The organism is Vibrio sp. JZG120, assembly GCF_053890955.1.
This window is the reverse complement of the sequence record NZ_JBSRRK010000001.1, coordinates 968,619-986,674: the sequence shown is the minus strand read 5'-3', so window position 1 is coordinate 986,674 and position 18,056 is coordinate 968,619. Positions and strand designations below refer to the sequence as shown.

Sequence of the window (18,056 nt, the reverse complement as noted above, 5' to 3'; positions counted from 1 at the left end):
TGTTAATTCACTGAAATTATAGGGTTTTTTAATGTCGAATAGCGCACGCATGAAAAGTGAAAAGCAGAAAATACGGTCGTACTGTCTGCTTTGAGAGGAAGGATTATTTAGTTGAAGCGGGTTGAATTGTCGCCATTGGTTTCTTCGGTTTGGCCTTTTCTTTGGGTAACACGTTATCAATCCACTTTTTGATGTATAGCTTATTGAACTCACTATCACACCACTTCTTGTTTAAACCACGTCGGTTAAACTCAGCGCCAATCGCAACTTTGGTTTGGTTGGTTGCACGGTTGTAGTAGAGGGTCTCGCACAACTGAGTGTTACTCATTTGTTGGGCATATACGTTAACACTGCTGCTGCGCATTCCCAGTTGAGAGGCTTGATGGTTACTACACGCAGTGAGAAGTGCAGGCGCAAAAATAGCGATGGTTAGGATTTTTTTCATTTTGCTCTTATGACGTCGGGTGAATAACGAAGCGATTTCTTCCTGCTTGCTTTGCGTCATACAAAGCTTGATCTGCGAAGAAAAACCATTGATCCCATTCTTGTTGAATAGTTTTTACGGACAGTCTGTCGACAGCCCCGAGAGAAATTGTCGCGTTTAATGACTTAGAGTCAACCACTAGTGGCGTGTTTTCCACGATATATCTCAATCGATCCAAGAATTTAGCGCAATCTTCAGTTCTGTTTACTTCAAATAATAAGACAAACTCCTCTCCACCCCAACGGATGAGTAGGTCCCCAGAGCGAGTCGATTCATTAAATAACCTGGCAATATGAATTAACATCTTGTCGCCAATATCATGCCCATATTCATCGTTAAACGTTTTAAAATGATCGATATCTAATACGGCTAAGGCAAACGTTCTATCTGGGCTTCTACGAGCCATTTTATCCAGCCAAATGGGAAGGTAGCGACGGTTGTGCAATTGAGTTAATGGATCGGTAGTATTTTCTTGAGTGAGTGCCTTATTAATACGCCTAACGCGCAGTACGTAACGAAAGCCAACGACACCAATCGCTGCGATAGCGATAAAGTAGAACATTTCTCTATAGCGTTGTGAGCGCAGCTCTGAGGCTTGCAACGCATTTTTCGTTTCTAGTAGCTTGAGTTCTTTCTGAGCTAACTTAGCTTCGAGGTCAAACTTAATGTTAATCATCTCTTCGCCGTGAATATGATGAGAAAATTCAGCTTCTAGCTCTCTTAATTGAGTTAAGTAACGAAAAGCCGCTTCAAAATTATTAAGGGTTTGATTCGCGTTTACTAGGACCGACAGCATATCAATGCGCTGTCGTATTTCTAGCTCATCGGTTGATTTAGTTTGCTCAAGTACGTTGATAGCTGTCGAAATAGCTTTATCGTATTGTTCATCTGCGAGGTATGCTTCTGCATATGCTTCATAACAAGGCATTTTCTTCGCCTCTACGTTTCCCGTGATAGGGAGAGCTACGCAACGTTGTGCAACCATCAACGCTTCATCAATTTTCCCTATCGAACTTAACATTTGTGAGAAGCTGGATAATGAATAGTGTTTGATGACGTCTGACCCCGTTTGCATTGAGAGTCGGATTGCTTCATTAAAATAGTATTCTGCCTTTTCGCTATCTCCACTGCTTAAGTGAACAATACTTAAGTTTGCGTAGATAACCCCAATGAAAAGGCTGTTGTCATATTGATATTTGCTGTTTAAATAGGTATCGAGTGCTTGCGTAAGGTAGCTACTGGCGCGAGCCCAATCGGATGCATCGATATAGACGGTACCGATGTTATTCAGCGTCATGGCAACTTGCATTTCAAATACGGTTCTCTCTAACAACTCATAGGCGGTTCGGTAATACTTGAGTCCGCTACGTAGTTGATTCCGTGAAACCTCTAAGTTCCCTAGCCAGCGATATGCTCTTCCTTCTAGCGCTAAGTAGCCGAGATCGCGGGCTTCAGCGATGATGTCATGGAGTACAAGTTCTGCATTCCAATTATCGTCTAGTTCAATCATGGTTACCGCTTTATTAAGCTGTGCTTCAGCGACTACCCATGGTAAATGATGCTCTGTCCCAAACTCAATTAAATCAGGCATATCTTTGGGCAGCGGAACGCCTTCGTAGCGCTTTAGGTAAAGGCGCGCAAAGTAATAAAGGGCAAGAGATTCCGCTGACGCATTCTGTGGCGCAACTAATTCATCTTCTTCAATTGAGCGCGGCTTACCCATTGAACGAAAATAGAGATTGAGCATGGAGCTGCTTTGAGGAGAAATGTGTTCTTCCAGGTAGCTCTGTTTTTCTGTGTTGGCAAGTACATGGGTTGGATGGAAGAAGAATCCAAGTACTGAGAACAGCGCGCAAGTTAGCGTTTTAATCGGAAAGTGCATGAGCTTATTAATAAAATGTGATCTCGTTTAACCCTAATACTAGGTAAGTCTATCACTTCTTATTGGCTAAGTGCGGATGGATTCCGAGTTACAAACGGCTTGTGAAGAAAGTTTTGCGAAAGGTGAGGCTAATATTATGATTTATAATGATAAATCTGTTCAAAAGTGGAAAGATTGATTTAACGACAAGATAAACAGTGCGACGAATCTAGTGTGTCGAACATTGTTAGTGGTGTAAATTTCATCATTTAGTCGGTGCGATTCGCATCTCGAAAGATGGCTGGTTCGCTAAAAAATTATCTTTCTGTCATAAATATTTAATGTTTGTATGGGTTGTTAAAAAACTCGATATTAGACATAGTGTTATTAAGCCAATAAAAAATGGCTTTTATAATAAACAGGAGATTAACTATGCATAATGAAATGATTCAACCTTCACACTTCGGTATTATTGGCCGCACTTGTATCGCTTCAGTACTTATGATTGCGGGCGTTTTTGCTCTTATCTAAGAGTCAATGGTAACGATGGTTACCCGCTTAAAAGTAAGAAAATTCAGGGAATCACCTTAATCTCGTATAAGGTATTCCCCTGAAAATCCAACCTAATAACTACTTTTTAGCTGAAGAAGCTAAAAACCAATGCACTTACCGCTACAATGCCCGCAGTTAAAACAAAGTAAGTTGAGCCATTCCCACGATATTGTTTCAATGCATCGATTTTGTATACCGCTAACATTGGCATAATAAATAAGATCATCGCGATAACAGGCCCTGACAACGCTTCCATCATACCAAGAATGCTTGGGTTCATGATTGCTGCTGCCCAGATTGAAAAGAAAAGTACTGCAACGCTGATACGATCAACTCGCTTTTCAGACAGTTTAGAGTGTTTAGTAATTAAACCATTTAAGCTTTCGCGTGCACCTAAAAAGTGCCCAAGAAAAGAGGAAGTGATAGCAACAAAAGCCACCAAAGGACCAAGCGTTGCGATAAATGGGTTGTCTGTTGCATTGGCTAAATAAGACAGCACCGACACGTTTTGTTCTTTAGCTTGAGCCAATTGCTCTGGTGACAGTGCTAATACACACGAAAAGACAAAAATAAGCACAAACGCAATTAACATGATGCTAGTGCGTCGAAGAATTACTTCGGATTTCGCATCCGCTTGATCGCCATAATGGCGACGTTGCACATTTGCAAAGCTTGAAATCGCAGCCGCGTGACTAAACGAGAAAATAACCACAGGAACCGCTAACCACATAGTGCTAGCAAAAGCAGACGCTTCAGGGGCGTCCATGACTGGCATGGTCCAGTTTGGTATCAAGTAAAATGAAAGAAAGGCAAGAATAGCCACTAATGGGTAAACCATAATGGCAAAAGCCCGTAGCATGACTTTTTCGCCCGCCATCATAATGGCAATTAATGCAAACACTAGTGCACCTGAAAGCAGAGGGCGAGGCAAAGAAGCCATATCAGCTTGGTTAACCATAAAACTGTCTACGGTATTGGTAATACCGACGCCGTAAATTAACAGGATCGGGAAGATCGAAAGAAAATACAGCAGTGAAATAGAGCGACCCGCTTTTGCGCCAAAGTGCTCTTCCACTACATCAGTAAAGTCTGCATTTTTGATCTTAGAAGACAGTACAAAGCGAGCTAAACCACGGTGGGCAAGATAAGTCATTGGGAAAGCAAGCACAGCCATTGCGACTAACGGCCAAAACCCGCCAATACCAAGGTTGATCGGCAGAAATAGAATGCCTGCACCAACGGCTGTTCCAAACAGACTAAGGACCCAATGTGTATCGTGTTTTGACCAAGATGTTGTTGTGTTTAATTCACTGGAATTTAACGCATTTCGAGATTCTTTCACTTAAAACTCGCTTTTATAAAAATAATAATGCGGAGAATGGTATAGGTTTTGGTGTTTGTTATCACATCGGAAGTGTGGTGAATCATGCTGAATATAAGGGGTGGTTGTAACTTATCAAACTATGAATTTTTTTAAAAACTAGAATTTTAATCTAAAATTTAAGTAATAAATTGGTGTTATATTTCAAATTTTTACTAATGGGTGGTTTTTGATTTTGTGGTTAAAACTTAATCATGGATGTATATGCTAAAGAAGCTTGCTCTTACTTAATGTCCCATGGTGCATATTGGAGAGTTAGCAAGTGTCAGGTCTATGAGTCCTGCATTTAGATGAGTTTTAGGTATATACTGCCGCCACAAATGTTAAAGGAGGAATTATTGAATGGACATTCTGTCTGCACATAAAGACGACTTATTGGCTGTGTATACGCTTGAAAATACTTTATTTGGAGAACATGCCTATCCTCAATTTTTCTTTCGGCAAGCTTTTGATTGTTGGGGGGAAAGCTTACTAGTGGCGAAAGAGGGGGAGCAAGTCGCAGGGTATATTTTGCTGACGACAAGCACAAATGCACAGCAATATTGGATCATGTCACTGGCTGTCGATACTCAACATCGTGGTAAGGGTATTGCGCGTTCTCTGATTGAAAGTGCCATCGCGCCGTTGAAGTTGGGCTCAAGTGTGAAGTTGACGGTCGATCCGAATAATCAGCCTGCATTGTCTTTGTACCTGTCCCTTGGCTTCAAAGTCTTAAAAGAAGAAGCGCATTATTTCGGTGACGAAGAGTCTAGATTGGTCATGGAATTAGTAAAGTAACCCTGCACGATAATGAACGAAACTTGCACTCAATCAGTGCGCGGTATTACTTTGCAATAGTTGTTTACATTCTAACGTTTTGTAAATTAAAGATTTTCAATCTTGGCACCTCGTTTGCTTTGAGATAAATGTTCATCGTTAACTCGATGCGCCGCTCTCTATAGTAGGCGAGAGCGGGATAGGGTATTACTTTTGAAAATGTACTAACAGCGTTAAAGGCATTGCTGCCTCTCTCGATTCGGGAGAGGCTTTTTTTTGCCTGTAATTTAGGATTAGTCGCGCAGGAGGCGTTATGTCACAAGGGTGTAGAAAGACAACTTGTCCGTATTGCGGAGTAGGCTGCGGAATTGAAATCAGCAATAACAAGATTATTGGAGATGCGCTTCATCCGGCCAATTCCGGTTCACTGTGTGTAAAGGGTGTCGCATTAGCAGAAAGCTTAAAAATGCCTTCAAGGTTGCTCTACCCCAAGCTAAGGGAAAAAGAAGTGTCATGGCAGTCGGTCACAGACTTAATTGCACAAGAGATCCATCAAGCGAAAGCGGAGTTTGGACCAGATTCTGTCGCGATGTATGTTTCAGGGCAGTTGCTTACTGAAGATTACTACGTCGCGAACAAACTCATGAAAGGTTACGTGGGTAGCGCGAACATCGATACCAATTCCCGTTTGTGTATGTCTTCGGCGGTTGCGGCTCATGTACGAGCATTTGGCGAAGATGTGGTTCCTGTTAATTACGACGACATTGATAATACCGAGTTGTTAGTCATCTGCGGTGCGAATACTGCTTGGACGCATCCTGTTTTATTTCGACGTATTCAACAAGCGAGAGAGAACAACCCTAATCTCAAACTGGTGGTCATTGACCCTCGTGAAACGGTCACAGCACAACAAGCGGATTTGCATTTACCGATTAAAAACGATGGTGATGTGTCACTTTTTAATGGGCTGATCAAGTTTCTTATCGAGCAGCAATGTATTGATTCTGAATACATAAATTCCCATACCGACGGGTTTGATGCGCTTGCAGAAGAAGTTTCTGATTTGCGTTACGATGTCACTAATTTAACGTCTTCCATTGGTATTTCAGAAGAAAAACTCACGACATTCTTCCAATGGTTTGCACAAAGCCCAAGCGCAATCACGCTGTTTTGCCAAGGGGTTAACCAAGCCGAAAATGGTGTTGATAAAGGCAATGCCATTATTAATGCACATTTGGCGTCAGGTAAAATTGCCAAGTCAGGTTGTGGGCCGTTTTCTATTACAGGTCAGCCGAATGCGATGGGTGGGCGAGAAGTCGGTGGTTTGGCAAACCAACTAGCGGTTCATCGCGCTTTTGACGCAGATTCTATCAAGCAAGTGCAGGCGTTTTGGGATTCACCAGAAATTGCCACTCAGCCCGGTTTAAAAGCCGTTGAACTGTTTGAGGCGGTAGAACGTGGGGAGATTAAAGTTCTGTGGATCATGGCAACCAATCCCGTGGTTTCTTTGCCTGATAATCAGATGGTTAAGCGCGCGTTAGAGGCTTGTCCTTTTGTGATTGTGTCTGATATTACTGCGGAGTCGGACGTTGCTAAATATGCAGATGTTCTACTGCCAGCAGCTGGTTGGGGTGAAAAGCAAGGGATGGTGACTAACTCTGAACGTAGAATGTCTCGTCAACGTCAGTTTCAAGTACCACCTGGTGAAGCAAAACCAGATTGGTGGGCGATAAGCCAAGTCGGGCAAGCTTTGTGTGAACTAGAGAAGGCCCAGAATGGTTTTGCATTTACCTCAGAACATGCGGTATTCAGGGAATATGCGGCGATGACAGGTATGAATGCAGATTCGCCATTGAAGCTCGACCTGTCTCAACACGCGAACTTAACCGAGCAAGAATACGAAGAGTGGGTGCCGACACAATGGGGAGGAGAGCGCCCTTTTGCTGATGGAATCTATTCACACCCAGATGGTAAAGCGCGTTTTGTCGTGACCAGTGAATTGCCTCAACGCTTAGAGAGAGCAAAAGGCTGGTGGCTCAATACGGGTAGACAACGCGACCAATGGCATACCATGACGCGTACAGGGCATATCGCACACCTTGCCGCCTCTGAGTTAGAGCCAACCGTGTACATGAACACACTCTCCGCCACTCAAAATCGCTTAAAAGCCGGACAGCTCATCAAGCTGTTCCAGCCTACTTCAAACACTGGTATTTATGCCAAAGTTGCCATTGATGAAGGTTTGGGGTTTCAGGAGCTGTTTATGTCAATGCACTGGGCTGGTCGATATGGAGGTGAAAGCAGTGTTAACGTGATAGTAAACAGCGTAAAAGACCCTATTTCTGGGCAGCCTGCGTTTAAGTCGTCTTATGTTGAAGTGCAAGACGCGGCGGTAAAAACCTACGGTATGTTTATCGGTACACAGTTTGATTCTGGCAAGTTTCTCTACAGCGCATTTCAAGCAGAAAGTAATTTGGGCATCTGGCGCTTTGCACACGATAAACGACCAAAAAAGCAGAGTTTTTGTCGAACGGAAAAGAGTCGCAGGATTACGATAGATATTGCCCTAGGTTGGCTAGCGGTGGATTACGACCTTGTTGGAGACGTTCGTATCATTCGTTCTGTTTTGGTGGTGTCTAGTGAACCGATTCAAACCGACTACACCAACTTTACCGGCTTGATTGGTAAGCCGATGGAGCTATCGCAACTGCTTACCATCACTCAATCGCAAAGCAGTGCCAAACTGGTCTGTAGTTGTTTCCGTGTCACCGATAAACAAATACATGACGCGATGGAGAAACAAGACTGCACTTCACTGACCCAACTTCAAAACAAACTCAAATGCGGTACCAACTGTGGCTCATGCGTCTCTCAAATCAAACAAATGGTCGACAGCCATCAGCATCAAAAGGGCAAACAGCAAGCGAGCCAGCAAAGTCTGGCGATGCAAATAAAGTAAATCATAAAGAGGATAAGCACATGGAAGCGCCTTATCAAAAGTCTTGGTTTAAGAAAGGACAAGCGAGTCAGAATCAAGAACGCTCGTCTCGCTTTTCTAAGCATGACCAAGCAAGCAAACTGAACCAACTTTTAGAAAATCACTCCGCAGATCTAGATGCGAACCACAAAGGTTTTGTCTCGATTGTCGGAGCAGGACCGCACGATCCAGACTTGTTAACTGTGAAGGCAGTGAAAGCGATTATGTCGGCAGAGGTACTGTTGTACGACCGTCTGGTTAACAAAGATATTTTGGAGTTGACTTCGCCACAAGCCGATTGGATTTACGTGGGCAAACGATGCGGACAACCTAGTATTGGTCAGGAGGAAATCTGTGATTTGATGGTGTTGCTCGCTCAGCAAGGAAAGCGAGTTGTGCGCTTAAAAGGGGGAGATCCTTTTGTATTTGGTCGTGGAGGCGAAGAGGCGTTAGCGCTCGTCAAGCACTCTATCGCTTACGAAGTCATCCCCGGTATTACTGCTGCGATTGGATGTTCAGCAAACAGCTTGATTCCGCTGACTCATCGTGGCGTTGCTCGCAGCGTTACCTTTGTCACAGGGCAAGTGGTAACAGGCGCATTTGAAGCGTGGAGCCAACTGATGCAAAGCGGACAAACATTGGTGTTCTACATGGGATTAGAAAAATCGGCAGACATACAAATCGGTTTAGTCGGCGCTGGTTTGAACCAAGATTTCCCTGTTGCGGTCGTCACTCATGGTTGCAGCCCTCAGCAACAAGTTCATGTTACCCAACTCAATCAGCTCAATGAGTTATCGATTACACTTAAAGGCATCAGCCCAGCATTGATTGTGATGGGAGAAGTTGTCAAACTGCGCGAACAACTAATAGAAACCGTACAGTCAGTGACGGAATACGAGGGAATATGAGCAGCATTTTGGAGTGTATCAGAACAGTCGGTCGTGGCGAACGTGGTAGAAAACCACTGAACTTTGACCAAGCGTTTCGAGTTATGGATGAATACCTAAACGGAGAGTGCGATGATGATCAAATGGCAATGCTGCTGATGCTGATCCGCGTACAAAACGAGACTCAACAAGAAATCGCTGGCTTTGTGAAAGCATTCCAATCCCGCATGCCTGCTATTGGGGCAGACATCGACTGGCCATGTTACGCAGGCAAACGTGAAGCGGCAGGTCAGCCTTGGCACCTGTTGGCAGCGAAGATCCTTGCCGATAATGGTCATAAAGTGCTGATGCATGGTTATCACGACCGTCAATCTGGACGTTTACACGCCGAAGATTACCTCGACAAGTTTGCTATCGAGAAAGCGGAATCAGCAGAAGACGCAAAGCGTGTGTTAGAAACACAAAACATCGTTTATCTACCGCTGAGTGCGTTTGCTCCACAAGCAGAAACCATGATCGGTTGGAAGAATCGTTATGGGCTTAGAACGCCGATTAATACCGTGGTTCGTGCATTGAATCCGGGGCAGGCGACGGTTGGTATTCGTGGTAGCTTCCATCCTGGATTCCAACAACTTCATGCTGAAGTTGAATATGAAATCGGTCAAACCGCTCACGCCGTTGTGTCATTCAAAGGACAATCGGGTGAGTCAGAATACAACCCGAAAGTAAGTCAAACTGTTTGGCTAAGCCAAACAAGCGGCGTGACATCGCACTACTGGACGGAGCAAATGCTGTCTGAGGTGCCAATGCCTACGAACTGTCCGTTTGGGACGTCAGAAGATGACATGAATCAAATGGCGAATACGGTTTTGGCAACGATGACAGTTGTGCTCTTTGCTCAAGTGCACGATAGGGAACGGGCCTTTGAACGTGCGTTTGCTTATTGGGAAAACTATTGTTGTGGCAGTTAATCCTGTGACGAGCTAACCGCGAAACGTTGTTGGATCGGAATCCTTTATCTATTGTTTGTGTAAGCTTGTCAGTGATGTATTTATCACTTGAAGTGTCTCACAGCTGGTTGGGGCAAACATCAGTGAGGCCTGATGAGTTTACTTTTCGATAAGAAATGAGGACAAGGATAATGGTTCTAAAGCACTCAAATTCTAACAACAAGGCGTCACATCCCATTCCACAAGAAGCTTTCGATTGGTATGACGAATACGCACATGGCAAAATCTCTCGCCGAGAGTTTCTCAACCGTCTTGGTGGCCTCGCTGTTTTAGGTTTTAGTATGACGGCCCTGGTTGATGCTCTGACTCCAAACTATGCACTCGCAGAGCAAGTTTCCTTTAATGATCCTGAGATCAAAGCAACCTATGAAACCTTTGCCTCGCCCAATGGACATGGGGAAGGTAGCGGCTATTTGGTTGTGCCACAAAAGAAGACCTTAAAATCGCCGACAGTGTTGGTGATTCATGAAAATCGAGGTCTAAACCCATACATCAAAGATGTCGCCAGGCGACTCGCGAAAGATGGCTTTATTGCTTTTGCTCCTGACGCGCTTTATCCACTCGGTGGCTATCCGGGGAACGACGATGAAGGTCGCGCCATGCAGAAAGAGATGGACAGAGCCAAGATCGAACAAGATTTTATTGCTGCTGCTAATTTCATTAAACACTACGAGGGTGGGAACGGTAAATTGGGCGCAGTTGGGTTCTGCTTCGGTGGATACATCGTCAATATGCTTGCAGCGGTAATGCCAGAAGAGCTGGATGCAGGTGTGCCTTTCTACGGAACACCAGCGGCGCAAGAGATTCAAAAGCAGGTCAAAGGGCCGTTGATGATTCACTTCGCAGGGCTCGATAAGCGCGTCAACGACACATGGCCTGCCTATGAGCAGCAATTAATCGCGAACGATGCGCAATATCAGGCGTTAATGTATGAAAACGTCAATCATGGCTTCCACAACGACTCAACGGCACGCTACGCACCAGAAGAAGCGGCGCTCGCGTGGGAACGCACACTAGGCTTCTTCAAAGAACATCTTACCTCTAGTTAAAATGCTTCAACTTTAATTGGCACAGTCCTTGTTATGTCTCTCTTAGTGAGTGAGATATAAACAAGGAATGTGCATGACTCGATCAACGTCAAAAACACCCATCATAGTGTGCTGTGATAGCCTTCAAGAGCAGGCTCGACTGTCCGGCTTGTTGAGCAAAGATTACGACAACATCGTTGGCTGCCAATTGGCACAGCTAGAAACTTTGATGCAGCGAGAACCATCGGCACGCGTTGTTGTTGGATGGCAGCAGCCGACGGCGGAACTGCGTTTAATTGTGGATTTCTGCCGCAGAAAATCGGCACCACTTCTTATCGTCTTAAAGCAGTTATCATCGAATGACATCAATCGGTTATCAGAAAAAATGGACTATGTTCTCATGCCGAACGATAGCGAGTTTGCACTTCAACCCTGGATTGAACATGCGACATTAGTGAGAGCGAAATTTGAAAGTATGCAATCGGAAATTGAATCGCTGACCCATAAGATTGAAGAGCGCAAGCTGGTGGAAAAAGCCAAAGGTCTGCTGATGAAGATGCACAGTGTTGATGAAGATCAGGCTTATAAAGCGCTTAGAAATTCAGCCATGCAATCGAGCCAAACGCTCTCACAAGTGGCGAAGAATCTGATTACGGCATTGCAGTTAATGGATTAACTTCTCTACTACTTTGGGGTTATGGCAGAAATTCTACCGTGGTGCGTGTTGCACTAACAGCAAGCAAAAACAGTTGCTTGGTTACGAGGGTAGGCTCTAATGTGCTGTATTTAAAGTAGAAAATAAGTTGGCACAGTACTTGGATTAGTTAAAACGGGTTTATTGTTGAATCGCTTATCTCAATTATCAACGGCGGTAATTGTAGACTTAGCAACGGCGCTACTGCTCTTCGGAGTAGTGGCGCTTTTTTTATGGGAGCAAACCAATGAAATGGAGTTCGATGCTGAAAGTGTCAGCAATTTCGTTATCGGTATTCACCGCGGTCAGCGTAAAGGCAGAGTTGGGTGAGCCAGAAATTGAAGACCTGAAGTTTGGTTTTATTAAGTTAACCGATATGGCACCGCTGGCGGTTGCTTATGAGAAAGGCTTTTTTGAAGACGAAGGCTTGTATGTAACTTTAGAGGCGCAAGCAAACTGGAAGGTGCTTTTAGACCGAGTTATCGATGGTGAGCTTGCTGGTGCGCACATGCTTGCTGGTCAGCCATTGGGCGCAACGATTGGTGTCGGCACAAAAGCGGAAGTGATTACCGCGTTCAGTATGGATTTGAACGGCAACGCAATCACGGTTTCCAAGGATACTTGGGAGCAGATGAAGCAATACATTCCAAAACAACCAGATGGCAAACCTGTTCACCCAATCAAAGCGGATGCCTTAAAACCAGTTGTGGACAGCTATCTGGATAAAGGTAAACCGTTCAACATGGGTATGGTGTTCCCTGTATCGACGCACAACTATGAGTTGCGATACTGGTTAGCGGCAGGTGGGATTCATCCAGGCTTTTATGCTCCAGAATCCGGTGACAACAGTGGCCAGTTGGATGCTGACGTTCTTTTGAGTGTTACACCGCCACCACAAATGCCAGCGACAATGGAAGCGGGCACGATCAAAGGGTACTGCGTAGGCGAACCATGGAACCAACAAGCCGTATTCAAAGGCATTGGTACGCCCGTCGTGACCGACTACGAAATCTGGAAGAACAACCCAGAGAAAGTATTTGGTGTTTCCAAAGCTTGGGCTGAGAAGTATCCAAACACGCACATTCGCGTAGTGAAAGCCTTGATTCGAGCTGCACATTGGTTGGATGAAAACGACAATGCCAACCGCCAAGAAGCAGTGAAGATGCTATCAAAAAGCGAGTATGTGGGAGCCGATGCCGAAGTTATCGCTAACTCAATGACCGGCACATTTGAATACGAGAAAGGTGATAAACGCGACGTGCCAGACTTCAACGTGTTCTTCCGTCATAACGCCACTTATCCGTATTACAGCGATGCGATTTGGTACCTGACCCAAATGCGTCGCTGGGGACAGATCTCAAGCGAGAAATCCGATGATTGGTACATGGATGTGGCAAAAGAGGTTTACCGTCCAGATATCTACCAACAAGCGGCTCAAGCGCTAATTGAAGATGGTGTGTTGAGCAAAAAAGACTTCCCAGATTTCAGTGCTGAAGATGGTTTCCGTGCGCCACAAACACACTTTATCGACAACATCGTTTATGACGGTCGCGAGCCAAATAAATATCTAGAGAAGTTCTCTATCGGGCTTAAAGGAAAAGACAAGGTTTAACCATAACGATAAACGCCACAGGCGAGGAGATTCGCTTGTGGCAACAAGGATGTAAATTTCTTAGGAGTGAGTATGTCTAGTAATGTCATTTCCCTATTTCCTGCTAAGCAGGTAGTGAACCGAAGTCGGTTGGTGCTTTTGCCCGTCATTGGCTTGCTGATCTTTTTGGCAATGTGGCACTTAGCAGCGAGAGAAGTGCAAACCTCATTAGGTACGCTACCGGGACCTGTGCAAACTTTTCAGCAGTTCAGCAACCTTGTCGATGACCATTGGCAAGAGCGAGAAAAGGAACAAGCGTTTATCGAGCGTCAGGAAAAGCGCAATGCTGCGAAGTTAGCCAAGAATCCGGACGCCGAAGTGAAGATTCGTCCTTACACAGGTAAGCCTACGTTCTTCGACCAAATTGTGACGAGCTTAGTGACTGTGACAGCGGGCTTTTTGCTGGCGACGGTTATCGCGATTCCACTTGGCATCGTGCTTGGTCTTAATCAAGGGCTGTATCAAGCCTTTAACCCAATCATTCAACTGCTCAAGCCCGTATCACCTTTAGCTTGGCTACCCATCGTTACCATGGTGGTGAGTGCCACTTATGTGAGTGATGACCCGATGTTTGCTAAGTCGTTCATTAACTCTCTGATCACAGTGGCGCTGTGTAGCTTATGGCCGACGCTGATTAACACTGCTGTGGGTGTAACAAGCGTTGATAAAGACTTAATCAACGTGAGCAAAGTGCTCCAACTTTCGTGGTGGCAGCACATACGCACCATCGTTTTACCTTCTGCCATTCCAATGATCTTCACAGGTTTACGTCTCTCTTTAGGTATCGCTTGGATGGTATTGATTGCGGCAGAGATGCTCGCGCAGAACCCAGGGTTAGGCAAGTTCGTTTGGGATGAGTTCCAGAACGGCAGTTCAGCATCATTGGGGCGCATCATGGTGGCAGTCATCACCATTGGTTTTATCGGTTTGATGCTCGATAGAGGCATGCTGCAACTTCAAAAGTGGCTGTCTTGGAATAAACAACAAGCGTTGAGATAAGGGAAACGATCATGGAAAAAGCATTATTAGATCTAACGCGTTTAGGGATGCGATTCCCAACGCCAGATAGCGAGTTCATCGCGCTTAAGAACGTCGATTTACAAATCAATAAAGGTGAGTTTGTATCGCTGATTGGTCACTCTGGTTGCGGTAAATCAACGGTATTGAACTTAGTCGCAGGGCTACACATGCCAACAGACGGTGGCGTGATCGTCGATGGACGAGAAGTAGCTGGACCGGGACCAGACCGCGCAGTGGTGTTCCAAAACCATTCATTATTGCCTTGGCTCACCGTGTATCAAAACGTTGAGCTCGCAGTAAAACAAATTGCCGGCAAAAAGGGCAAAGCGTGGATTCAGGAACAAGTGAATAACTACTTGGAGTTGATTCAAATGCAGCATGCCGCGCACAAAAAGCCGGATGAAATATCGGGTGGTATGAAACAGCGAGTCGGCATCGCCAGAGCACTGGCACTTCAACCAAAGGTTTTGCTGATGGATGAACCATTTGGCGCGTTGGATGCGTTAACACGTGCGCACTTACAGGATGCATTGATGAAGATCCAAGCCGAGCTAAACAACACCGTCATCATGATTACCCATGACGTGGATGAAGCGGTGTTGCTATCCGACAAAATCGTGATGATGACTAACGGACCGGCAGCAACCATTGGAGAAGTGTTAGAAGTGAATCTACCGCGCCCTCGTGAGCGTGTGGCACTGGCGGATGATGTGCAGTATCAGAAGTGTCGACAAGCGGTGCTGAAGTTCCTTTACGAGAAGCAATCCAAAGTCGAGATTCCTGCTTCGAAAGAAGACAAGCCCAAAACCGCAGCGCAAACGGCATAAGGAGGCAGCGATGAACAGTCCTTTAACGATTCCAGTAAAGAACGCATTGAGCCACATCGTTGTGGTAGGCAACGGTATGGTCGGGCAACACCTCGTCGAGCAATTAGTGCAGAAAAACGCGCATTTGGAGCACCGAATTACCGTTATTGGTGCGGAGCGTTTTATCGCGTATGACCGTGTACAACTCTCTTCTTTATTTGCGGGTAAGTCCCATGATGATTTGATGCTGAGTAACCAAGAATGGTACGACATGCATGGCATCCAACTCGTACTTGGCAGCCAAGTAACAGGCATCGACAGAGAGCAAAAGCGTATTCTGCTTGATGGTGAAGATGTGCTGGGTTACGACCAACTTGTGCTCGCGACCGGTTCCTACCCATTTGTGCCGCCAATTGAAGGTAAAGATCGCGACAACGTGTTTGTCTACCGTACGCTTGATGATCTTTCACAAATCAAAAAAGCATGTGAAGGCGCAAAAACAGGCGCAGTAATTGGCGGTGGCTTATTGGGTTTAGAGGCGGCAAATGCACTCAAACTATTGGGGCTAGAAACTCACGTTATTGAATTTGCTCCCCGCCTGATGCCCGTGCAGTTAGATGATGGTGCTGGCTTGGTGCTAAAAGAGAAGATTGAAGCGCTAGGGCTAACCGTGCATACCTCAACGGGGACGGAGCGAATCTGCGGTGGTGAAACGGCTAAGCATCGTATGGTGTTTAAAGACAAAGATCCTCTCGAAGTGGATGTGATTGTCTTTTCCGCAGGGATTCGCCCTCAAGATGAGTTGGCAAGACTGGCAGAGCTAGAAGTAGGCGAGCGAGGCGGCATTGTGATCAACAACCAATGCCAAACCAGCGATGAGAATATTTACGCGATTGGCGAATGTGCTCTTTGGGAGCAGAAGATCTTTGGTTTAGTCGCACCCGGTTACACCATGGCGAGAACCACTGCCGATGTCTTGACTGGGATGCCAAGCGAAGGTTTTAAAGGTGCAGACATGAGTACCAAACTCAAGCTGCTTGGGGTGGATGTGGCGTCTATCGGCGATGCACAAATGCAAACCGAAGGCGCACAAGAAATGGTCTTGCAAGATGCGGTCGCAGGCATCTACAAAAAGCTGGTAGTTGATGCGAGTGGTACCCAATTACTTGGTGCGATTCTCGTCGGTGACAACAGCGACTACGATGCGCTCCTACAGTGTTATTTGAACAAAACGGTCCTGCCAGACCACGCGGCGAACCTGCTGTTTGATACCGGAATGCTTGATGGAGAGATGCCAGACAGCGCCATTATCTGTTCTTGTCACAACGTCACAAAAGGTGACTTAGTTGCCGAGATACAAGCTGGCACCACCAACCTGACGGACCTTAAAGCAAACACCAAAGCCGGTACTGGCTGTGGTGGGTGTAGCAATATGGTGAAGTCGGTATTGGATACTCAATTGGCAGCCATGGGGGTAGAGGTTAACAACCACCTTTGTGAGCACTTTGAGTTAAGTCGCCAAGAGATGTTCCATATTTGCCAAGTGGAACAAATCAAAGACTTCGACACCTTAATTGCACTGCATGGTAAAGGGCATGGGTGTGATATCTGTAAGCCGACAGCAGCATCTGTATTTGCTTCTTTGTGGAATGAACACATCATGGAGCCACAGCATCAATCTCTGCAAGATTCTAACGATGCCTTTATGGCGAACCTGCAAAAAGATGGTTCTTACTCTATTGTACCTCGTGTTCCGGGCGGCGAAATCACACCAGACAAACTTATCGTACTAGGTGAAGTCGCTCAGCAGTACGATCTGTACACCAAGATCACTGGCGGTCAGCGCGTGGATTTATTTGGTGCGCAGTTAGAACAGCTTCCTGAAATCTGGCAAACCTTAATTGATGCTGGTTTTGAAACAGGGCACGCCTACGGCAAATCGGTGCGCACCGTGAAATCGTGCGTGGGTTCTACTTGGTGTCGTTATGGTGTTGATGACTCGGTCGGATTAGCCATTGAGTTAGAGAACCGCTACAAAGGATTGCGAGCGCCCCATAAGCTTAAGTTTGCCGTATCGGGCTGTACTCGCGAGTGTGCAGAAGCGCAAAGTAAAGACATTGGGGTGATCGCCACTGAAAACGGCTGGAATCTATACGTTTGCGGTAATGGCGGCATGAGACCGAGACACGCTGATTTGTTTGCATCTGACTTATCCAAATCTGAGTTGATCACCATGATCGACCGAGTATTGATGTTCTACGTCAGCACCGCTGATCGCTTGCAGCGTACGTCAGTGTGGATGGAGAACATGGAAGGGGGCTTAAATTACCTTAAACAAGTTATTCTGGATGACTCTCTGAACCTATGTGATTCTTTGGATGAACAAATGGCACGAGTCGTAGATACCTATCAATGTGAGTGGAAGAGCACTCTGGGTAATCCTCAGAAACTGCAACGCTTCCGTCCTTTCTTGAACAGTACGTCGGGCAGCAAAGTCTTACCGTACCAGCGTGTGCGCGGTCAGCGTATTCCAGTGAAACAGGAGGTGTAAATGGCAGCTGTAACCAAAGTGAAACTGTGTCAGCTTGATGACTTAATGCCGTTCATTGGTGCCACTGTGTTAATCGAAGGCGAGCATGTCGCGTTATTCTGCATTCCTGATAGCGGTGTTTACGCCGTTCAAGATTGGGACCCAATAGGCAAGGCTTACGTGATGAGTCGAGGGATTGTCGGCGATATTGATGGTGAGATGTGTGTTGCATCACCACTATATAAACAGCACTTCAGCTTAAAGAGTGGGCAGTGTTTGGAAGACGATGCGCACTGTCTAAAAACGTGGCAAGTAACGGTCGACGATAATCAGGTTTGTTATTTAGTCGAAGAATGATCCTCGAAATTAGCTTGCTCGATATGAATAAATTATTGGCGTAAGAGACAAGCGAATAAGGC

The 18,056-nt window shown here is 45.6% G+C and carries 14 protein-coding genes; 11 read left to right on the top strand and 3 right to left on the bottom strand.

Features of this window, described 5'->3' with window-relative positions; all coding sequences use genetic code 11:
• Nucleotides 1-103: 103 nt before the first annotated feature.
• From ACWPOD_RS04240 to ACWPOD_RS04230, 3 genes are all read right to left on the bottom strand, one after another.
• On the bottom strand, nucleotides 104-445 hold the full coding sequence (locus ACWPOD_RS04240; protein ID WP_012842508.1) for a hypothetical protein: 342 nt from the start codon (nucleotides 443-445) through the stop codon (nucleotides 104-106).
• 7 nt (nucleotides 446-452) lie between these two features.
• Nucleotides 453-2,366, bottom strand: a complete 1,914-nt coding sequence (locus ACWPOD_RS04235) for a tetratricopeptide repeat-containing diguanylate cyclase (RefSeq protein ID WP_084742268.1) — start codon at nucleotides 2,364-2,366, stop codon at nucleotides 453-455.
• A gap of 616 nt (nucleotides 2,367-2,982) precedes the next feature.
• Entirely contained in the window at nucleotides 2,983-4,239 is a 1,257-nt protein-coding gene (locus ACWPOD_RS04230; protein WP_167427570.1) for an aromatic amino acid transport family protein, read from the bottom strand.
• A 381-nt stretch (nucleotides 4,240-4,620) separates the two neighbouring features.
• On the opposite strand from ACWPOD_RS04230, the gene ACWPOD_RS04225 reads away from it, so the two are divergent.
• The 11 genes from ACWPOD_RS04225 (at nucleotide 4,621) to nirD (ending at nucleotide 17,994) form a co-directional block, all read left to right on the top strand.
• Entirely contained in the window at nucleotides 4,621-5,055 is a 435-nt protein-coding gene (locus ACWPOD_RS04225) for a GNAT family N-acetyltransferase (protein ID WP_005395641.1), read from the top strand.
• A gap of 292 nt (nucleotides 5,056-5,347) precedes the next feature.
• Nucleotides 5,348-7,993, top strand: a complete 2,646-nt coding sequence (locus ACWPOD_RS04220) for a molybdopterin-dependent oxidoreductase (RefSeq protein WP_456231582.1) — start codon at nucleotides 5,348-5,350, stop codon at nucleotides 7,991-7,993.
• A gap of 20 nt (nucleotides 7,994-8,013) precedes the next feature.
• A complete protein-coding gene (gene cobA / locus ACWPOD_RS04215; RefSeq protein WP_167427568.1) occupies nucleotides 8,014-8,919 on the top strand; it encodes a uroporphyrinogen-III C-methyltransferase in 906 nt (301 codons plus the stop codon).
• Nucleotides 8,916-9,869 carry a glycosyl transferase family protein gene (locus ACWPOD_RS04210; RefSeq protein WP_161443086.1) on the top strand — a complete coding sequence of 318 codons (954 nt, stop codon included), beginning with the start codon at nucleotides 8,916-8,918 and terminating at the stop codon, nucleotides 9,867-9,869. The genes cobA and ACWPOD_RS04210 overlap by 4 nt, the downstream gene beginning before the upstream one ends.
• A 170-nt stretch (nucleotides 9,870-10,039) precedes the next feature.
• Entirely contained in the window at nucleotides 10,040-10,957 is a 918-nt protein-coding gene (locus ACWPOD_RS04205; protein ID WP_167427567.1) for a dienelactone hydrolase family protein, read from the top strand.
• 73 nt (nucleotides 10,958-11,030) lie between these two features.
• On the top strand, nucleotides 11,031-11,612 hold the full coding sequence (locus tag ACWPOD_RS04200) for an ANTAR domain-containing response regulator (RefSeq protein ID WP_164665686.1): 582 nt from the start codon (nucleotides 11,031-11,033) through the stop codon (nucleotides 11,610-11,612).
• Between the two features lie 265 nt (nucleotides 11,613-11,877).
• Entirely contained in the window at nucleotides 11,878-13,242 is a 1,365-nt protein-coding gene (locus tag ACWPOD_RS04195) for a CmpA/NrtA family ABC transporter substrate-binding protein (protein ID WP_124007997.1), read from the top strand.
• A 72-nt stretch (nucleotides 13,243-13,314) separates the two neighbouring features.
• A complete protein-coding gene (locus tag ACWPOD_RS04190) occupies nucleotides 13,315-14,280 on the top strand; it encodes an ABC transporter permease (protein ID WP_012842517.1) in 966 nt (321 codons plus the stop codon).
• An 11-nt stretch (nucleotides 14,281-14,291) separates the two neighbouring features.
• The gene (locus ACWPOD_RS04185; RefSeq protein WP_167427566.1) at nucleotides 14,292-15,128 is read left to right on the top strand and encodes an ABC transporter ATP-binding protein; all 837 of its coding nucleotides are present in this window, start codon (nucleotides 14,292-14,294) and stop codon (nucleotides 15,126-15,128) included.
• A gap of 10 nt (nucleotides 15,129-15,138) precedes the next feature.
• Nucleotides 15,139-17,658 (top strand): nitrite reductase large subunit NirB, encoded by a 2,520-nt coding sequence (gene nirB, locus ACWPOD_RS04180; protein WP_167427565.1) that lies wholly within the window; start codon nucleotides 15,139-15,141, stop codon nucleotides 17,656-17,658.
• On the top strand, nucleotides 17,659-17,994 hold the full coding sequence (gene nirD, locus ACWPOD_RS04175; RefSeq protein ID WP_167427564.1) for a nitrite reductase small subunit NirD: 336 nt from the start codon (nucleotides 17,659-17,661) through the stop codon (nucleotides 17,992-17,994).
• Nucleotides 17,995-18,056 lie beyond the last annotated feature (62 nt).